Origin of the sequence: Mycobacterium colombiense CECT 3035, from assembly GCF_002105755.1 — a bacterium.
Taxonomy (GTDB): Bacteria; Actinomycetota; Actinomycetes; order Mycobacteriales; family Mycobacteriaceae; genus Mycobacterium; species Mycobacterium colombiense.
The window spans coordinates 2,620,752-2,636,962 of record NZ_CP020821.1 but is presented as its reverse complement, the minus strand read 5'-3'; the positions used below and the strand labels follow the sequence as shown (position 1 = coordinate 2,636,962).

Annotated in this window: 17 protein-coding genes, 1 tRNA gene and 1 pseudogene; 13 read left to right on the top strand and 6 right to left on the bottom strand. The window is 69.4% G+C overall.

Annotated features, from left to right (window positions below; genetic code table 11):
- Positions 1-59: 59 nt before the first annotated feature.
- The 8 genes from clpS to rdgB all read left to right on the top strand — a co-directional run bounded on the left by clpS (position 60) and on the right by rdgB (position 5,917).
- A complete protein-coding gene (clpS, locus tag B9D87_RS12060) occupies positions 60-365 on the top strand; it encodes an ATP-dependent Clp protease adapter ClpS (protein ID WP_007773922.1) in 306 nt (101 codons plus the stop codon).
- A gap of 24 nt (positions 366-389) precedes the next feature.
- Positions 390-977: an oxidative stress transcriptional regulator AosR gene (aosR, locus tag B9D87_RS12055; protein ID WP_007773923.1), complete on the top strand. Its 588-nt coding sequence runs from the start codon at positions 390-392 to the stop codon at positions 975-977.
- Positions 974-2,035 carry a P1 family peptidase gene (locus tag B9D87_RS12050; RefSeq protein ID WP_007773924.1) on the top strand — a complete coding sequence of 354 codons (1,062 nt, stop codon included), beginning with the start codon at positions 974-976 and terminating at the stop codon, positions 2,033-2,035. Before aosR ends, B9D87_RS12050 begins: the two co-directional genes overlap by 4 nt.
- A gap of 82 nt (positions 2,036-2,117) precedes the next feature.
- Positions 2,118-2,828: a rhomboid family intramembrane serine protease gene (locus B9D87_RS12045; RefSeq protein ID WP_085977865.1), complete on the top strand. Its 711-nt coding sequence runs from the start codon at positions 2,118-2,120 to the stop codon at positions 2,826-2,828.
- Complete coding sequence (murI, locus tag B9D87_RS12040; protein WP_007773927.1) at positions 2,825-3,652, top strand: glutamate racemase; 828 nt, start codon at positions 2,825-2,827, stop codon at positions 3,650-3,652. The genes B9D87_RS12045 and murI overlap by 4 nt, the downstream gene beginning before the upstream one ends.
- A 72-nt stretch (positions 3,653-3,724) precedes the next feature.
- Complete coding sequence (locus B9D87_RS12035) at positions 3,725-4,507, top strand: cyclic nucleotide-degrading phosphodiesterase (protein WP_040631191.1); 783 nt, start codon at positions 3,725-3,727, stop codon at positions 4,505-4,507.
- A gap of 22 nt (positions 4,508-4,529) precedes the next feature.
- Entirely contained in the window at positions 4,530-5,309 is a 780-nt protein-coding gene (gene rph / locus B9D87_RS12030) for a ribonuclease PH (protein ID WP_007773930.1), read from the top strand.
- Positions 5,306-5,917, top strand: a complete 612-nt coding sequence (gene rdgB / locus B9D87_RS12025; protein ID WP_040631246.1) for an RdgB/HAM1 family non-canonical purine NTP pyrophosphatase — start codon at positions 5,306-5,308, stop codon at positions 5,915-5,917. The genes rph and rdgB overlap by 4 nt, the downstream gene beginning before the upstream one ends.
- Before the next feature lie 157 nt (positions 5,918-6,074).
- Here the strand turns inward: rdgB and B9D87_RS12020 are convergent, their stop codons facing one another.
- Together B9D87_RS12020 and B9D87_RS12015 are read right to left on the bottom strand one after the other, a co-directional pair.
- Entirely contained in the window at positions 6,075-6,425 is a 351-nt protein-coding gene (locus B9D87_RS12020) for a DUF3817 domain-containing protein (RefSeq protein ID WP_007773933.1), read from the bottom strand.
- Complete coding sequence (locus tag B9D87_RS12015) at positions 6,422-6,802, bottom strand: hypothetical protein (RefSeq protein ID WP_007773934.1); 381 nt, start codon at positions 6,800-6,802, stop codon at positions 6,422-6,424. The genes B9D87_RS12020 and B9D87_RS12015 overlap by 4 nt, the downstream gene beginning before the upstream one ends.
- 94 nt (positions 6,803-6,896) lie before the next feature.
- Here B9D87_RS12015 and B9D87_RS12010 point away from each other — a divergent pair.
- Positions 6,897-6,980 (top strand) — tRNA-Leu (locus tag B9D87_RS12010).
- 89 nt (positions 6,981-7,069) lie between these two features.
- Entirely contained in the window at positions 7,070-7,399 is a 330-nt protein-coding gene (locus B9D87_RS12005; protein ID WP_007773935.1) for a hypothetical protein, read from the top strand.
- A gap of 6 nt (positions 7,400-7,405) precedes the next feature.
- On the opposite strand, the gene B9D87_RS12000 is transcribed toward B9D87_RS12005, so the two are convergent.
- Positions 7,406-7,828, bottom strand: coding sequence for a thiol-disulfide oxidoreductase DCC family protein (locus tag B9D87_RS12000; RefSeq protein ID WP_040631248.1), 423 nt, complete (start codon positions 7,826-7,828; stop codon positions 7,406-7,408).
- 240 nt (positions 7,829-8,068) lie between these two features.
- Here B9D87_RS12000 and B9D87_RS11995 point away from each other — a divergent pair.
- The 3 genes and pseudogenes from B9D87_RS11995 (at position 8,069) to B9D87_RS11985 (ending at position 13,584) form a co-directional block, all read left to right on the top strand.
- A pseudogene (locus tag B9D87_RS11995) lies at positions 8,069-10,692 on the top strand (ABC transporter ATP-binding protein/permease).
- Positions 10,689-12,425, top strand: a complete 1,737-nt coding sequence (locus B9D87_RS11990; protein WP_007773938.1) for an ABC transporter ATP-binding protein — start codon at positions 10,689-10,691, stop codon at positions 12,423-12,425. The pseudogene B9D87_RS11995 and the gene B9D87_RS11990 overlap by 4 nt, the downstream one beginning before the upstream one ends.
- Before the next feature lie 82 nt (positions 12,426-12,507).
- Positions 12,508-13,584 carry a phosphotransferase family protein gene (locus B9D87_RS11985; RefSeq protein ID WP_040631192.1) on the top strand — a complete coding sequence of 359 codons (1,077 nt, stop codon included), beginning with the start codon at positions 12,508-12,510 and terminating at the stop codon, positions 13,582-13,584.
- 4 nt (positions 13,585-13,588) lie between these two features.
- Here the strand turns inward: B9D87_RS11985 and B9D87_RS11980 are convergent, their stop codons facing one another.
- Genes B9D87_RS11980 through B9D87_RS11970 form a run of 3 tightly spaced genes read right to left on the bottom strand, consistent with a single transcriptional unit; the run spans position 13,589 to position 16,110 of the window.
- Entirely contained in the window at positions 13,589-14,017 is a 429-nt protein-coding gene (locus B9D87_RS11980; protein ID WP_007773940.1) for a pyridoxamine 5'-phosphate oxidase family protein, read from the bottom strand.
- A 49-nt stretch (positions 14,018-14,066) separates the two neighbouring features.
- On the bottom strand, positions 14,067-14,888 hold the full coding sequence (locus B9D87_RS11975; protein WP_007773941.1) for a mycofactocin-coupled SDR family oxidoreductase: 822 nt from the start codon (positions 14,886-14,888) through the stop codon (positions 14,067-14,069).
- 37 nt (positions 14,889-14,925) lie between these two features.
- Positions 14,926-16,110, bottom strand: coding sequence for an acyl-CoA dehydrogenase family protein (locus tag B9D87_RS11970; RefSeq protein ID WP_007773942.1), 1,185 nt, complete (start codon positions 16,108-16,110; stop codon positions 14,926-14,928).
- Positions 16,111-16,211: the final 101 nt, after the last annotated feature.

The window sequence follows — 16,211 nt, the reverse complement described above, 5'->3', positions numbered from 1 at the left end:
CGGTATCGGCTGCGATCGGGGCTCGGAAACGTCGTCCCACCCTCGGTATCGTGTACGCCATGGTTGTTATGTCAGCGCCCACTAAGCCGGGCACTACAGGACAACGAGAGTCCGCTCCGGCAGAGACCACGGCGAGTCCGTGGGTCACGATCGTCTGGGACGACCCGGTGAATCTGATGACCTACGTGACGTATGTGTTCCAGAAGTTGTTCGGCTACAGCGAGCCGCACGCCACCAAGCTGATGCTGCAGGTGCACAACGAGGGAAAGGCCGTGGTGTCCGCCGGCAGCCGTGAGTCGATGGAAGTCGATGTGTCCAAGCTGCACGCCGCCGGTTTGTGGGCGACCATGCAGCAGGACCGCTGAAGCTCGAGGCGCTGGCGATTCCCTGTGCGCAAATGGAAGCGGGTCGAGACCGCGAGTGGTCCCCGTTTTCGGTCGTCCCTGGCTTCGCATGAGGCGGCCCTGCTCAAGAACCTGGCCACCGCGATGATCGGCCTGCTCGACGAGCGTGAATCTTCCTCGCCCGCAGACGAACTCGAGGAGATCACCGGGATCAAGACCGGCAATGCCGAACCGCCGAAAGATCCCACATTGCGTCGGCTGCTGCCCGACTTCTACCGGCACGACGACGAGGACACCGCGCCGCCCGACGACGCCGACAGCCTCAACGCCGCGCTGCGCAGCCTGCACGAGCCCGACATCGTCGACGCCAAACGCGTTGCCGCGCAGCGGTTATTGAGCACGATTCCCGACGACGGCGGCCGCTTCGAGCTGACCGAGGACGACGCGAACTCGTGGGTGGCTGCCGTCAATGACATCCGGCTGACCCTGGGGGTGATGCTCGAGGTCGGGCCGGATGGACCGGAACGACTGCCGGCCGACCACCCGCTGGCCGTGCACTTCGACGTGTATCAGTGGCTGACGGTGCTGCAGGAGTACCTGGTGCTGGTGCTGATGGGGCCCCGCGACCGATGAACGCCATCACCGACGTCGGGGGCATCCGCGTCGGTCACTACCAACGCTTGGACCCCGACGCGTCCCTGGGCGCCGGCTGGGCCTGCGGCGTCACCGTCGTGCTCACCCCGCCGGGCACCGTCGGCGCCGTCGACTGCCGCGGCGGTGCGCCCGGTACCCGCGAGACCGACCTGCTGGACCCGGCCAACACCGTGCGGTTCGTCGACGCGGTGTTGCTCGCCGGCGGCAGCGCCTACGGGCTGGCCGCCGCGGACGGTGTCATGCGCTGGCTGGAGGAACGCGAACGCGGCGTGGCGATGGACGGCGGGGTGGTGCCCATCGTCCCGGGAGCGGTGATCTTCGATCTGCCGGTCGGCGGCTGGCAGTGCCGCCCGACGGCCGAGTTCGGTTACGCGGCCTGCGCCGCCGCCTCGCAGGACGGCGCAGACGGCGCGCCGATGGCGGTGGGGACCGTCGGCGCCGGGGTGGGGGCGCGCGCCGGCGCGCTCAAGGGCGGCGTCGGGACCGCGTCCAGGGTGCTGCCGTCCGGGGTGACCGTCGGGGCGGTCGCCGTGGTGAACTCCGCGGGCGAGGTCGTGGACCCGGGCACCGGCTTGCCGTGGATGGCGGACCTGACCCGGCGGTTCGGCCTGCGGCCGCCGCCGGCCGAGCAGATCGACGCCTTCGCCCGGTTGCCGTCCCCGTCGAACCCGGTGGACAACCCGCTCAACACGGTCATCGCCGTGGTGGCCACCGACGCCGCCCTGAGCTCGGCGGCGTGCAGGCGGGTGGCGATCTCCGCCCACGACGGCCTGGCCCGCAGCATCCGGCCGGCCCACACGCCGGTCGACGGTGACACGGTGTTCGTGCTGGCGACCGGGGCGGTCGAGGTGGCTCCGGCGGCGAATTCCACACCGCCGCCCGCCGCCTTTTCGCCGGAGACGCGGCTGGCCACCGAGGTGGGCATCGCCGCCGCCGATTGCCTGGCGGATGCGGTGCTGGGCGGTGTGCTCGCCGCGGAATCGATCGCCGGCATACCGAGCTACCGCGATGTGCTGCCCGGGGCATTCGGTCGATGAGTCGACCGGCCGCTGCGCCGGTAGCCTTGACATGCTGGAAACACGCTGGAAGGGCAGCCATGGGTATGACCGCGTCGCGGCGATGCAGAGCGGAGCGATGAGCAGGAGCGGCGCCCGTGGCTCCTCGCGGGGACGCCCCGGCGCGCCCGCCGCCCAGCCGGCGAAGCGATCCACCGCGACCGTGGGCGCCGTCACGATCTTCACCTTCGTGGCGTTGCTCTACCTCGTCGAGCTGATCGACCAGCTGTCCCGGCATTCACTGGACGCCAACGGCATCAGGCCGCTCGAGACCGACGGGTTGTGGGGCATCGTTTTCGCCCCGCTGTTGCACGAGAGCTGGCAGCACCTGGCGGCCAACACCGTGCCGCTGCTGATCCTGGGGTTCCTGATGACGCTGGCCGGCCTGTCCCGGTTCGTCTGGGCGACCGTCATCGTGTGGATCCTGGGCGGCTTCGGCACCTGGCTGATCGGCAATGTCGGCAGCAGCTGCGGCCCCACCGACCACATCGGTGCCTCCGGCCTGATCTTCGGGTGGCTGGCCTTCCTGCTGGTGTTCGGCATCTTCGTGCGCCGGATGCGCGACATCATCATCGGGCTGATCGTGCTGTTCGCCTACGGCGGCGTCCTGCTCGGCGCCATGCCCGTGCTCGGCAGGTGCGGTGGCGTGTCATGGCAGGGCCACCTGTGCGGGGCGATCGCCGGCGTCGTCGCCGCCTACCTGTTGTCCGCGCCGGAACGTAAGGGCCGGACGTCGAGGAAAACCGGCAGCACCGTTCCGCGGCCCACGACATGAGTTCGGCGTCGGCACCCATCGGGGTCTTCGACTCCGGTGTAGGGGGACTCACCGTCGCGCGGGCGATCATCGACCAGCTGCCCGACGAGCACATCGTCTACGTCGGCGACACCGGCCACGGTCCGTACGGCCCGCTGACCATCCCCGAGGTGCGCGCGCACGCGCTGGCCATCGGTGACGACCTCGTCGGCCGCGGCGTCAAGGCGTTGGTCATCGCCTGCAACACCGCGTCCGCGGCGTGCCTGCGCGACGCGCGCGAACGCTACGACGTGCCCGTCGTCGAGGTGATCCTGCCGGCGGTGCGCCGCGCGGTCGCCACCACCCGCAACGGGCGCATCGGCGTCATCGGTACGCAGGCGACCATCAACTCGCACGCCTATCAGGACGCGTTCGCCGCGGCCCGCGACACCGAGATCACCGCGGTGGCCTGCCCGCGCTTCGTCGATTTTGTGGAGCGCGGCGTGACCAGCGGCCGTCAGGTGCTCGGACTGGCCGAGGGCTATCTGGAGCCGCTGCAGCGCGCGCAGGTCGACACGTTGGTGCTCGGCTGCACCCACTATCCGTTGCTGTCCGGGCTCATCCAGTTGGCGATGGGTGACAACGTGACGCTGGTCTCCAGCGCCGAGGAGACCGCCAAGGAAGTGCTGCGGGTGCTGACCGAACGGGACCTGCTCCGGCCACACCCGGATGATCCCGACGCCGCCCCGCCGTCCCGCGTTTTCGAAGCCACCGGCGACCCCGAAGCATTCACCGCTTTGGCGGCGCGTTTCCTGGGTCCGGTGGTCACCGGTGTCCGGCCCGTCGCGCGGGTGAACATTGATTGACCTGCGGACGAGATTCTCGTCACACCAATGCGGCGATGTTTTCGTCACGGTCCTATCGGGCATGGCACAGTAGTGTCCGTGCGAATAACCGTGCTCGGCTGCTCGGGCAGCGTGGTGGGTCCGGATTCGCCCGCGTCGGGTTATCTGCTCCGGGCACCGGACACTCCGCCGTTGGTCATCGACTTCGGCGGAGGCGTTCTGGGCGCGCTGCAGCGCTACGCCGATCCCGGTTCAGTGCACGTGCTGTTGTCCCATCTGCACGCCGACCATTGTCTGGATTTGCCCGGACTTTTCGTGTGGCGCCGCTACCACCCGACGCGTCCGCTGGGTAAGGCGTTGCTCTACGGCCCGGGGGACACCTGGTCGCGGTTGGGTGCGGCCTCGTCGCCCTACGGCGGTGAGATCGACGACTGTTCAGACATTTTCGACGTTCGGCATTGGGTCGAAGGTGAGTCGGTGACGATCGGCGCGCTGACGGTGACGCCGCGAGTGGTGGCTCATCCGACCGAGTCCTACGGCCTGAAGATCACCGACCCCTCCGGCGCCTCGTTCGTGTACAGCGGTGACACCGGCTTCTGCGATCAGCTCGTCGAGCTGGCTCGCGGCGCCGACGTGTTCCTGTGCGAGGCGTCGTGGACGCACTCGCCGGACCGGCCGCCCGCGCTGCACCTGTCGGGCACCGAGGCCGGCCGTGCCGCGGCCCAGGCCGGGGTGCACGAACTCCTGCTGACCCACATCCCGCCGTGGACCTCCCGCGAGGACGTGATCAGCGAGGCCAAGGCGGAGTTCGACGGTCCCGTCCACGCGGTGGTGTGCGGCGAGACGTTCGATATCCGCCGCTCCGAAAGGGTCTGAGCCGCCCGCTAGTGTTGGCGTCGTGACCAGACGAGAAGACGGCCGCCTGGACGACGAGCTTCGGCCCGTGGTCATCACCCGCGGTTTCACTGACCACCCCGCCGGTTCGGTATTGATCGAATTCGGCCACACCAAGGTCATGTGCACCGCCAGCGTGACCGAAGGGGTGCCGCGCTGGCGCAAGGGATCGGGCCTGGGGTGGCTGACCGCGGAGTACGCGATGTTGCCGTCGGCGACCCATACCCGCTCGGACCGCGAATCGGTGAAGGGCCGCCTGTCTGGGCGCACCCAGGAGATCAGCCGGCTGATCGGGCGGTCGCTGCGCGCGTGCATCGACCTGGCGGCGTTGGGGGAGAACACCATCGCCGTCGACTGCGACGTCTTGCAGGCCGACGGCGGCACCCGCACCGCGGCCATCACCGGCGCCTTCGTCGCGTTGTCCGACGCGGTGACTTATCTCGCGGCGGCGGGCAAGCTGTCGGATCCGCGGCCGTTGTCCTGTGCCATCGCGGCGGTCAGCGTCGGCGTGGTCGACGGGCGGATCCGGGTCGACCTGCCTTACGAGGAGGACTCCCGCGCCGAGGTCGACATGAACGTCGTCGCGACCGACACCGGGACCCTCGTCGAGGTTCAGGGGACCGGTGAGGGAGCTACGTTCCCGCGGTCGACGCTGGACAAGTTGCTCGACGTGGCGCTGGCCGCGTGCGACAAGCTGTTCGCCGCGCAGCGCGAGGCGCTGGCCCTGCCGTACCCCGGTGTGCTCCCCGAGGGGGCGCCGGCGCCGAAGGCGTTCGGCAGCTGACGCGCTTGTTGGTCGCCAGCCGCAACCCGAAGAAGCTGGCCGAGCTGCGCCGGGTGTTGGACGCGGCCGGCCTGACGGGACTGTCGTTGGTGTCGCTCGACGACGTGGCGCCGTTCGAGGAAGCGCCGGAGACCGGCGCGGTTTTCGAGGACAACGCGTTGGCCAAGGCGCGGGATGCCTTCGCCGCGAGCGGGCTGGCGAGTGTGGCCGACGACTCCGGGCTGGAGGTCGCCGCGCTCAACGGGATGCCGGGTGTGCTGTCGGCGCGCTGGTCGGGTCGGCACGGCGACGACGCCGGCAACACCGCGTTGCTGCTGGCGCAACTGCGCGACGTGCCCGACGGTCGGCGCGGTGCGGCGTTCGTGTCCGCGTGTGCGCTCGTCTCGGCCGCGGGCGAGGTCGTCGTCCGCGGCGAGTGGCCCGGCACCGTCGCCCGCGAACCTCGTGGCGACGGCGGCTTCGGCTACGACCCGGTCTTCGTGCCGCAGGGGCATGACCGCACCGCGGCGCAGCTGAGCCCGTCGGAGAAGGATGCGGTGTCGCATCGTGGTCGCGCGCTGCGGTTGCTGTTGCCGGCGCTGGAAACGCTGGCCCGTTCCGCGGGCTAGGGCTCCGGGCCGCGGCCGCCGGCAGCTGTCGTCACACCAGCCCCGGCTCAGGGTGTGTTGACCTTTTGCCCGCCTCTTAGCGACAACGTGGTGTGTAGCGACGTTGTCGCTCGAAGGTGGGCGACTCGCGGTGCCATGCCCGCTGAGCTACGCGGGCTTACAACCCGAAACGCGCCTTGACGTCTCTGCTTTGGAAATGCTCCACAATGATGCCGAGCAGCGGGATGGTCCCGGACAGCAGCACGCCGACTGTCTTGCCGAGCGGCCAGCGGACCTTGACCGCCAGATTGAAGGCGGTCAGCACGTAGATGAAGTACACCCAGCCGTGGACCACTTCGATCCACCGGATCTCGTGGCCGAAGGCGAGGTGCGAGACGATCTCGTAGCACAGCGCGATGAGCCACAGACCCGTCGTCCACGCCATGATCCGGTAGCCGAGCAGCGCGGTGCGGATCTTGTCCACGGGCACTGCGGGCACTGATGTTCCGGGCGTCTCGGGTGTGGTCATGCGGTTGTCCTCTTCTGTTTTTCGGCGTCCTGCGCGGCGAGCTCGGCCAGGTAGGTGTTGTACTCGCGCAGCGCGGGATCGTCGGGTGCCTGCGAGGCGCGCTTGGGCCGCTCGGGCAGCAGCCCGTCGGGTATCTCCGTCATCGCGCCGGTGTCCCGCGGCTGTGGTGGTTCCTCTTCATAGCGAACGAATTTGCGGTAGGCGTACACGCAGAATCCGGCGAACAGCGGCCACTGCAATGCGTAGCCGAGGTTCTGAAAGGAGCCGGAGACGGAATTGAACCTGGTCCACTGCCACCAGCCCAAAGCCAGGCAGCCGCACGCCGCGACGATCACCAGCGCGATGAGCGCGGGCCTGCGACGATGCGTAGTGGACACCCCTTGACCGTACCGCTCGGGATTTGGGTCCGGCGAATTCGTTCAACCCGTCCCGACAGCTCGTCGGAGTCCCAAGCGATACGATCGCCAAGCCGCGGGCGTGGCGAAATTGGCAGACGCGATGGTTTTAGGTGCCATTGCTCGAAAGAGCTTGAGGGTTCGAGTCCCTCCGCCCGCACTCATCGCCCCAGACGAAAAACTTCGCCACATGGGCGTCAAACCCTCCCTGGCGGGTACCTGAAACTCACGGGACACAAGGGAGACGCCATGTCCACTGAAAGCGGCCCCTCACCGCGAGACGAAAATGCCGTCACCGCAGCAGATGTCGAACGCGCCGAACACGCCGCCGCCGCGGCACGCGAACGGGCAGCTCGCGCGGGGCTGTCAGCGGCGCATAGCTTCGAAGAATCGGCCGTCCAGCACGACCGAGTCGCCGAGATCCAAGACTGGAGCGTCGAACAAGGCGTCTCGCACACGGATGTGCACCACAGATCGGCGCTCAAGCACCGTCAGGCGGCGGAAGAGGACCGCAAGCTGGCCCGGTTGAAGCGCGAGGAATCCGAAGCGGACCTCACTTCGGCGCCGGGCACCGACTGAGGCCGGTCAGTCCGCCACGAAGCGGGCGCGAACCTCCGGGGCCGGCAGCGGACAACTGTCGTACTTACCGCCGATGCGGTAGCGGACCGCGGCGAACCTGTCGTACAGCCAGTCGCGCAGCGGAGCGGGAATGACGCGCGCGACGGCGAACATCCGCCACGGTCCCCCGAGGTAACTCGCCACGCGTAGCACGGCGGCGGATCGGACGGCGACCCGTTCCGAGGGCCCGCCCGGGTCATCCACAAACACCATCGAGTCGACGCTGCCGATCTCCGGGTGGCGTTCGACGATCGCTTTGGCGAAGACGCTTTCCAGCGCCGCGAAGCGCAGGGGGCCGGTGGGATCGAATCGAAGGATCGTGCGCACCGACCGGTTGCACACCCCGCAGACCCCGTCGTACAGCAACACGGGCGGCGATCCAGCGCTCATGTCTCCCAGGTTACCGGCCGGCACCCCCGGTTGACCTATGGTAAGGCAACCCTTAGTTTGTGGGGTAACGTACCAAGCCGTGACCGCCTGGCCGGTGCCCTCGGCGCCCACACGGGGTCGTGGCAGGCGCCGAATCCAGGGTGTGAGCGGGCCATGCGGGCCGCATCGAGCCGTGGCCTCGCCGCGTCGTCAGGTCGGCGAGGCCGTGGCGGCGCGGGGTGCCGCGAGAAAGGACCGTTGATGGCGCGGGGATTCTCCGGTGTGATGCTGCGCAGCTTCGGCGCGCGTGATCACACCGCGACGGTGCTCGAAACCGTCCGGATCGCACCGCATTTCGTGCGGGTACGCATGGTGTCGCCGACGCTGTTCGAAGACGTCGATGCGGAACCGGCTGCGTGGCTGCGGTTCTGGTTCCCGGACCCGGACGGGTCCAGAACGGAATTCCAGCGCGCGTACACCATCTCGGAGGCGGACGTTCCCGCCGGACGTTTCGCGGTCGACATCGTGCTGCACGATCCCGCCGGCCCGGCGTCGTCGTGGGCGCGCACCGTGCAGCCCGGCGCGACCATCGCGGTGATGGCCCTGATGGGCTCGTCGCGCTTCGACGTGCCCGACGAGCAGCCGGCCGGCTACCTGCTGATCGGCGACTCGGCATCGATCCCGGGGATGAACGGGATCATCGGGGTCGTCCCCGACGACGTCCCGATCGAGATGTACCTCGAACAGCACGACGACAACGACACCTTGATCCCGGTCGCGCAGCATCCCCGGCTGCGGGTGCACTGGGTCGTCCGCCACGACGAGAAGTCGCTGGCCGCCGCGATCGAGAGCCGGGATTGGTCGAACTGGTACGCCTGGGCGACGCCGGAGGCCACCACGCTCAAGCAGGTCAGGGCCCGGCTTCGCGACGAGTTCGGCTTTCCCAAATCCGAGGTGCACGCGCAGGCCTACTGGAGCGCCGGGCGCGCGATGGGCACCCGGCGCGGCGAAGAGCCGGCGGCATCCGACGGCGTCGCCCCCGGCGTGTCCACGGAAGACATTGCCGCGCAGCTGGAATCGGCTCCGCAGGTATCCGACGCGGCCCCCGCCCCGGCGGCCCGCGGGAACTGGCGTGCCCAGGGCGCAGGCCGGCTGCTCGCGCCGCTGCGGTCGGCGCTGATCGCGTCGGGCGTGCTGCAGGCGGTAATCACCCTGGTGCAACTGGCGCCGTTCGTGTTGCTGGTCGAGCTGGCCCGGCTGCTGGTTTCCGGGCGCCCGCGTCCCGGCTGTGGGATATCGGCATCGCCGCGGTTTCCCTGCTGGGTCTGGGTGCGCTGTTCGGTGCCGCGCTCACGCTCTGGCTGCACGTGGTCGACGCCCGATTCGCGCGCGATCTGCGATCGCGACTGTTGCACAAGCTGTCTCGGCTACCCCTGGGCTGGTTCACCGCACGCGGTTCGGGGTCGATCAAGCAGCTGCTGGCCGACGACACGCTGTCGCTGCACTACCTGGTCACCCACGCCATCCCCGATGCGGTGGCCGCGGCCGTCGCGCCGGTCGCGGTGCTGGTCTACCTGTTCGCCGTCGACTGGCGGGTGGCGCTGGTGTTGTTCGTGCCCGTCCTGGTTTACCTGGTGCTGACGTCGTCGCTGACGATTCAGTCGGGCCCGCGCATTCCGCAGTCACAGCGCTGGGCCGAGACGATGAGCGGCGAGGCCGGCGCATACCTGGAAGGCCAGCCGGTGATCCGCGTCTTCGGTGGCGCCGCCGCGTCCAGCTTCCGGCGCCGCCTGGACGAGTACGTCGGCTTCCTTGTCGCCTGGCAGCGCCCGCTGGCCGGCAAGAAGACGTTCATGGACCTGGTGACCCGTCCGTCCACTTTCCTCTGGCTTATCGCGGTCACGGGGACGCTGCTGGTGATCACCGGGCGGATGAATCCGGTGGATCTGCTGCCGTTCTTGTTGCTGGGCACCACGTTTGGCTCCCGGCTGCTCGGCATCGCGTACGGCCTCGGCGGCATCCGCGCCGGCATGCTGGCCGCCCGGCGCCTGCAGAACACCCTCGACGAGCCCGACCTCGCCGTGCGAGACAACGACGAGGCCCACCGGGATCCGGCCGCCACAGTGGTGTTCGACAACGTCGGATTCGGCTACCGCCCAGACGTTCCCGTCATCCACGACGTGTCGCTGACCTTGCGGCCCGGCACGGTCACCGCGCTGGTCGGGCCCTCCGGGTCCGGCAAGTCGACGCTGGCGGCCCTGCTGGCCCGGTTCCACGACGTCGGGCAGGGCGCGATACGTGTTGGGGGACAAGATATTCGGTCGATGACCGCCGACCAGCTCTATGCTCAGGTGGGATTCGTGCTGCAGGAAACGCAATTGGTGCACGGCACCGTCGCGGAAAACATCGCGCTGGCCGTTCCCGATGCCACCGCCGCACAGGTCGAGCAGGCGGCCCGCGAGGCGCAAATCCACGACCGCATCATGCGGCTGCCGCACGGCTACGACACCATGCTCGGCGCCGGAAGCGGGCTCTCCGGCGGTGAGCGCCAGCGGCTCACCATCGCCCGGGCGATCCTGGCCGACACCCCGGTGCTCATCCTCGACGAGGCCACCGCCTTCGCCGATCCCGAATCGGAATACCTTGTGCAGCAAGCTCTCAACCGGTTGACGCGGGACCGCACCGTTCTGGTGATCGCGCATCGATTGCACACGATCACCGGGGCCCACCAGATCGTGGTGCTCGACCACGGCCGCATCGTCGAACGCGGCACCCACGACGAGTTGCTGGCCGCCGACGGCCGGTACCGGCGGCTGTGGGAGGGCGGCCAGCGGAGCCACCGTGACCCGGCGCCCGCCGGCGCGACCGGGGAGGGGCCGCGATGATCCGCACGTGGTTGGGTCTGGTCCCGGCGGATCGCCGCAACGGGGTCATCGCCTACACCGTCCTCGCGTTGATCTCCGTGGTGGTGCGCGCGGTCGCCACCGTGCTGCTGGTCCCCCTGGTGGGGGCGTTGTTCGGCGACGCCCCGCAGCGCGCGCTGGCCTGGCTGGGGTGGCTGACCGCGGCCACCGTGACCGGCTGGGTGATCGACACCGCAACGGCCCGTATCGGTTTCAACCTGGGTTTCGCGGTGCTCGATCACAGCCAGCACGACGTGGCGGATCGGCTGCCCGGCGTGCGGCTGGATTGGTTCACCGCCGAGCACACCGCGACGGCGCGGCAGGCGATCGCGGCCACCGGACCGGAACTCGTCGGTCTGGTCGTCAACCTGCTCACCCCGCTGATCTCCGCGATCCTGCTGCCCGCCGCGATCGCGGTGGCCCTGCTGCCCGTCTCCTGGCAGCTGGGGGCCGCCGCGCTGGGTGGCCTGCCGCTGTTGCTGGGCGCGCTGTGGGCGTCGGCCCGCTTGGCGCGGCGCGCCGATGCCGCGGCGGCCGAGGCCAATAGCGCGCTCACCGAGCGCATCATCGAGTTCGCCCGCACCCAGCAGGCGCTGCGCGCCGCACGGCGCGTCGAGCCGGCGCGAAGCCTGGTCGGCGATGCGCTGGCCGCCCAGCACGGCGCCACCATGCGCCTGCTTTCCATGCAGGTCCCCGGGCAGCTGCTGTTCAGCCTCGCCAGCCAGCTTGCGCTGATCCTGCTGGCCGGGGCGACCACCGCGCTGACCGTGAACGGCACGCTCACGGTGGCCGAGGCCATCGCGTTGATCGTCGTGATCGTGCGCTACCTCGAACCGTTCACCACCATCAGCGAGCTGGCGCCCGCGCTGGAGAGCACCCGCGCCACGCTCGACAACATCCGTTCGGTGCTGACCGCGCCGCTGATGAATGCCGGCACCGGCGCGCTGGCCGGCGGTGCGGCGCCGCGTATCGAGTTCGATGACGTCGTGTTCGGCTACGACGGCGCCGCTGCGCCGGTGCTCGACGGCGTGAGCTTCGCGTTGGAGCCGGGCAGCACGACGGCGATCGTCGGACCGTCGGGCTCGGGCAAGAGCACCATCCTGGCGCTGATCGCCGGGCTGCATGAGCCCACCGGCGGCCGGGTGCTGATCGACGGGGTGGACGCGGCGACCCTGGACGGCGGCGCCCGGCGCGCGGCCAGCAGCGTGGTGTTCCAGCACCCGTACCTCTTCCACGGGTCAATCCGCGACAACGTGTTCGCCGGAGACCCCGGCGCCGACGACGAGCGGTTCGCGCGGGCGGTGGCGCTCGCGCGCGTCGACGAGCTCGTCGGGCGGCTGCCCGACGGCGCCGACACCGTGGTCGGCGAGGCCGGCTCGGCACTGTCCGGTGGTGAGCGGCAGCGGGTCAGCATCGCCCGCGCGTTGCTCAAGCCCGCACCGATACTGCTGGTAGACGAGGCGACCAGCGCGCTGGACACCGAGAACGAGGCCGCGGTGGTCGACGCCCTGACCGCCGACCCGCAATCGCGCACCCAGGTGATCGTCGCGCATCGGCTGGCCAGCATCGGTCACGCCGACCGCGTCCTGTTCCTCGACAACGGCCGCGTCATCGAGGACGGTACGGTCGATGAATTGCTCGCTGCGGGTGGCCGTTTCGACGAATTCTGGCGCCAGCAGCACGAAGCCGCCGAATGGCGGATTCTGGCCGACTAGCGCACCGCGGTTCACCGCAACTCTTGCGGTATGCCTTACAGTTTGTCAGTCGGACCGAGTGCGTACAGGAGGCGTGCTGCTTATGAGTGCTGTGCTGTCGATACCGCGTTACCCCGCCGACGTGACCCCGCAGTGGCTGTCCGCCGCGCTGTCTGGCAGCGGCACACCCGTCGAGGTCGCGGACGTGGACGTGGTCGCGATCGGCACCGGACAGACGGGCGCGACCTACCGGGTGACCGCCCGCTACGCGACGGACCCCGGTGACCTGCCGCAGACCTTTGTGATCAAGCTGCCCGCTCAGGACGACACGGTGCGCGACCGGGTGGTGATCGGCTACCGCAGCGAATGCGCGTTCTACTCCTCGGTGGCCGACCGGGTGCAGGTACCCACACCGCGGTGCTTCTACTCCGAGATCACCGAGGACGCAATGGATTTCGCCCTACTACTCGCCGATCAGGCGCCGGCGGTGCAGGGCGATCAGCTCGTCGGTTGCGGTGAAGCCGAAGCGCGCCTTGCGGTTACCGCGCTGGCGGGCCTGCACGCGCCCAGCTGGTGCGACCCCGGATGGCTCGATTTCCCGGGCATCGCATTCAGCCGGCCGGATGAGGCCGGGGCCAACGGCATGGGCGAGGTGGCGAAGATGAGCGCCGACATCACGCTGGAGAAGCTGGGTGACCGGATGAGCGCGGAAGACCGCGACACCTTCGGTGCGGCAATGGGTTCGATCGCGCCGTGGTTGCTGTCCGAGTACGACCGGTTCGCCTTGCTGCACGGCGACTACCGGCTGGACAACCTGCTGTTCGATCCCGAGCGAACCAGGGTTAGCGTGGTGGACTGGCAGACGCTCGGCGTGGGGCTGCCGGCCCGGGATCTCGCCTACTTCACGGCGACCAGTCTCAATTCGCAACTGCGGGCGAGTATCGAGGAACAGCTCGTCACCGACTATCACCGCGCGCTGACGGCGGGCGGGGTCGGCGACTACGACCGCGAAACGTGTTGGCGCGATTACCGGCTCGGCGTATTGCAGGCGCCGCTGATCTCGGCGCTGGGTTTTGCGTTCGCCGCAGCCACCGAACGCGGCGACGACATGGTGCTGACCATGCTGAGCCGCGGCTGCCAGGCGATCCGCGAGCTGGGAACGCTGGACCTGATCGGCTGAGGCCTCAGAGGTCGCCGGTGAAGTCGGCGCTCAGCCAGCGGTCGGGCCGGATGGTGAAGAGCACCTCCTCGACGCCTTCCATGCTGCGCACGAACGCGCGCCCGCCCTCCTCGCCCAGATAGCGGATGGCGACCGTCTCCGCGACGTCGGCCGGCGCCGGCTCGGTGGTCTCGACCACGGTGCCCTCCACCACGACGTACTGATACGGCGGCTCCTCGCGCTGGACCACCAGCGTCACTCTCCCCGCCTGCTTGATCAGCCGGGCCTTGCGGCTGGACGTCCCGGTCATGATCCGGATGTTTCCGCCCGGGGTGTAGTCGTACCAGATCGGGACGCTGGCCGGCGGGCGGCCTTCGGTGGCGGCGACGGACAGCACGGCCACATGCTTGTCGGCGAGGAATTCCTGGCGCTCGGATTCGCTGAAGGCTTTCATGCCGAGTGCAAACGCCCGGGCAGCGCCGCTATTCCCGCAGAACCGATGCTCAGTACTGCGTCGAGCCCTGGTCGACCGGGATTTGGGCGGCGGTGACCTTGCGCGACTCGTCGCTGGCCAGCCAGCACACGGTATCGGCGATCTCCTCCGGCTCGGCGACCCAGTCGGGCAGGAACGGTGTGAGGACATGCGACAGCTGTGGATTGGTTTCCATGGTCCTGCCCACCGCGTTGACCATGTCGCCGGAGCCCATCGCGGTGTTCACCGGGCCCGGGTGGACGCTGTTGACCCGGATCGAGTGCTTGCCCAACTCGGCGGCGAAGGCCCGGGCCATCCCGGTGACGGCGTGCTTGCTGGCGGTGTAGTGGATCATGAACGGCTGCATCTTCATTCCGGCCGCGGAGCTGATCAGGATGATGGAGCCGCCGCGCCCGCCCTCGATGATCTTGTCCGCGCCGGCCATCACGGTGTTCCAGGTGCCGGTCACGTTGATGTCGATGACGTCGCGGAAGTCCTCCGGCGTGATGTCGTCCCAGGCCTGCGGAGCCGCGACCCCGGCGTTGGCCACGATGATGTCCAGCCGGCCCAGCTCGGCGACGCCGTCCGCGACGACCTTGCGCAGACCGTCGAAGTCGCGGGTGTCCACCACCGACGAGATGATCCGGCGGTTCGCCGCTTCGACCAGGCGCACGGTCTCGCTCAGGTCGTCGGGCGTCGCCGGGTCGTAGGGCACGCAGGACGGCAGCTTGCCGGCGATGTCGACGGCGATGATGTCGGCTCCTTCGGAGGCCATGCGCACCGCGTGCGCCCGGCCCTGGCCGCGTGCCGCGCCGGTGATGAATGCCACTCGTCCGGCAAGCCTGCCGCTCATAGGTGCTCCTCGGGTTGGTTCGGTTGCGGGCCCACCGTTATCGCTGCGCCGCCTTGACGAGGTTGGATCCGATGATCAACCGCTGGATTTCGCTGGTGCCCTCGTACAGTCGCAGCAGGCGCACATCGCGGTAGATGCGCTCGACGGCAACGCCGCGCATGTAACCGGTGCCGCCGTGGATCTGCACCGCGAGATCCGCGACATTGCCGGCCATTTCGGTGCAGAAGACCTTGGCGGCCGATGGCGCGATCCTGCGGTCCTCGCCGGCGACCCACTGCCGGGCGGCTTCGCGCACCAGCGCACGGCCGGCCATCACCCCGGTCTGCTGGTCGGCGAGCATGCCCTGCACCAACTGGAAGCTCCCGATCGGGGTCCCGCCCTGCGTCGCGGTGGCGGCGTACGACACCGATTCGTCCAGTGCGCGTTGGGCGGCGCCCACCGCCAGGGCGGCGATGTGCACCCGCCCGCGGGCCAACGAGGTCATGGCCGCGCGGTATCCGTGGTCTTCACTGCCGCCGACGAGGGCATCGGGGCCGACGCGGACGTCGGTGAAGTTGACGTCGGCCGTCCAGGCGCCCTCCTGGCCCATCTTGGCGTCCTTGGCGCCCACCTCGACACCGGCGGCGTCCGCGGGAACCAGGAAGACGGCGATCCCCGGACCCTGGTCGTCCGCGGGCCGGGTCCGCGCGAACACCACGAAGAGATTGGCGACGGGCGCGTTGGTGATGAAGCGCTTCTGCCCGGAGATGACCCAGGCCGCGTCCTTTCCGGAGCCGTCGCGAACGGCTTTGGTGCGCAAGCCGGCCGGGTTGGACCCGGCGCCGGGCTCGGTCAGCGCGAAGGAGGCGACGACGTCGCCGGACGCGATCGACTCCAGCCAGCGGGATTTCTGTTCGTCGGTGCCAAACCCCACCAGCACCTGTCCGGCGATGCCGTTGTTGGTGCCGAACATCGACCGCAGCGCCAGCGAGGTGTAGCCGAGCTCCATCGCCATCTCGACGTCCTGCATCAGGTTGAGGCCAAGGCCGCCCCACTCCTGCGGAATCGCGTAGCCGAACAGGCCCATCTTCTTGGCCTCGTCGCGCAGGTCGTCGGGGACGCGATCGGTGTCGAGGATCTCCTGTTCGCGGGGGACAACGGCGCTGCGGACGAATTCCCTTGTCTGAGCGAGGATCTCGCGGAAGTCCTCGTCGGAGACTTCCGCGGCTTCGGCGGCGGCCATGGGCTCCACACTCCTGTCTCGATCCAGAACACCCCGGTTCAGAGCAGGATCCTATATCAAATATGATATTTGCCTGACGGGCGCCCGGTGGCGGCGATGAC

Bases quoted from the DNA above. Each gene is read 5' to 3' on its own strand.
- B9D87_RS12045 (WP_085977865.1), top strand. From the start codon at position 2,118: ATGCAGAGCGGAGCGATGAGCAGGAGCGGCGCCCGTGGCTCCTCGCGG.
- B9D87_RS11970 (WP_007773942.1), bottom strand. From the start codon at position 16,110: ATGGCCGCCGCCGAAGCCGCGGAAGTCTCCGACGAGGACTTCCGCGAG.
- B9D87_RS11985 (WP_040631192.1), top strand. From the start codon at position 12,508: ATGAGTGCTGTGCTGTCGATACCGCGTTACCCCGCCGACGTGACCCCG.
- B9D87_RS11990 (WP_007773938.1), top strand. From the start codon at position 10,689: ATGATCCGCACGTGGTTGGGTCTGGTCCCGGCGGATCGCCGCAACGGG.
- murI (WP_007773927.1), top strand. From the start codon at position 2,825: ATGAGTTCGGCGTCGGCACCCATCGGGGTCTTCGACTCCGGTGTAGGG.
- clpS (WP_007773922.1), top strand. From the start codon at position 60: ATGGTTGTTATGTCAGCGCCCACTAAGCCGGGCACTACAGGACAACGA.
- B9D87_RS11980 (WP_007773940.1), bottom strand. From the start codon at position 14,017: ATGAAAGCCTTCAGCGAATCCGAGCGCCAGGAATTCCTCGCCGACAAG.
- B9D87_RS12020 (WP_007773933.1), bottom strand. From the start codon at position 6,425: ATGACCACACCCGAGACGCCCGGAACATCAGTGCCCGCAGTGCCCGTG.
- B9D87_RS12005 (WP_007773935.1), top strand. From the start codon at position 7,070: ATGTCCACTGAAAGCGGCCCCTCACCGCGAGACGAAAATGCCGTCACC.
- B9D87_RS11975 (WP_007773941.1), bottom strand. From the start codon at position 14,888: ATGAGCGGCAGGCTTGCCGGACGAGTGGCATTCATCACCGGCGCGGCA.
- B9D87_RS12000 (WP_040631248.1), bottom strand. From the start codon at position 7,828: ATGAGCGCTGGATCGCCGCCCGTGTTGCTGTACGACGGGGTCTGCGGG.
- B9D87_RS12050 (WP_007773924.1), top strand. From the start codon at position 974: ATGAACGCCATCACCGACGTCGGGGGCATCCGCGTCGGTCACTACCAA.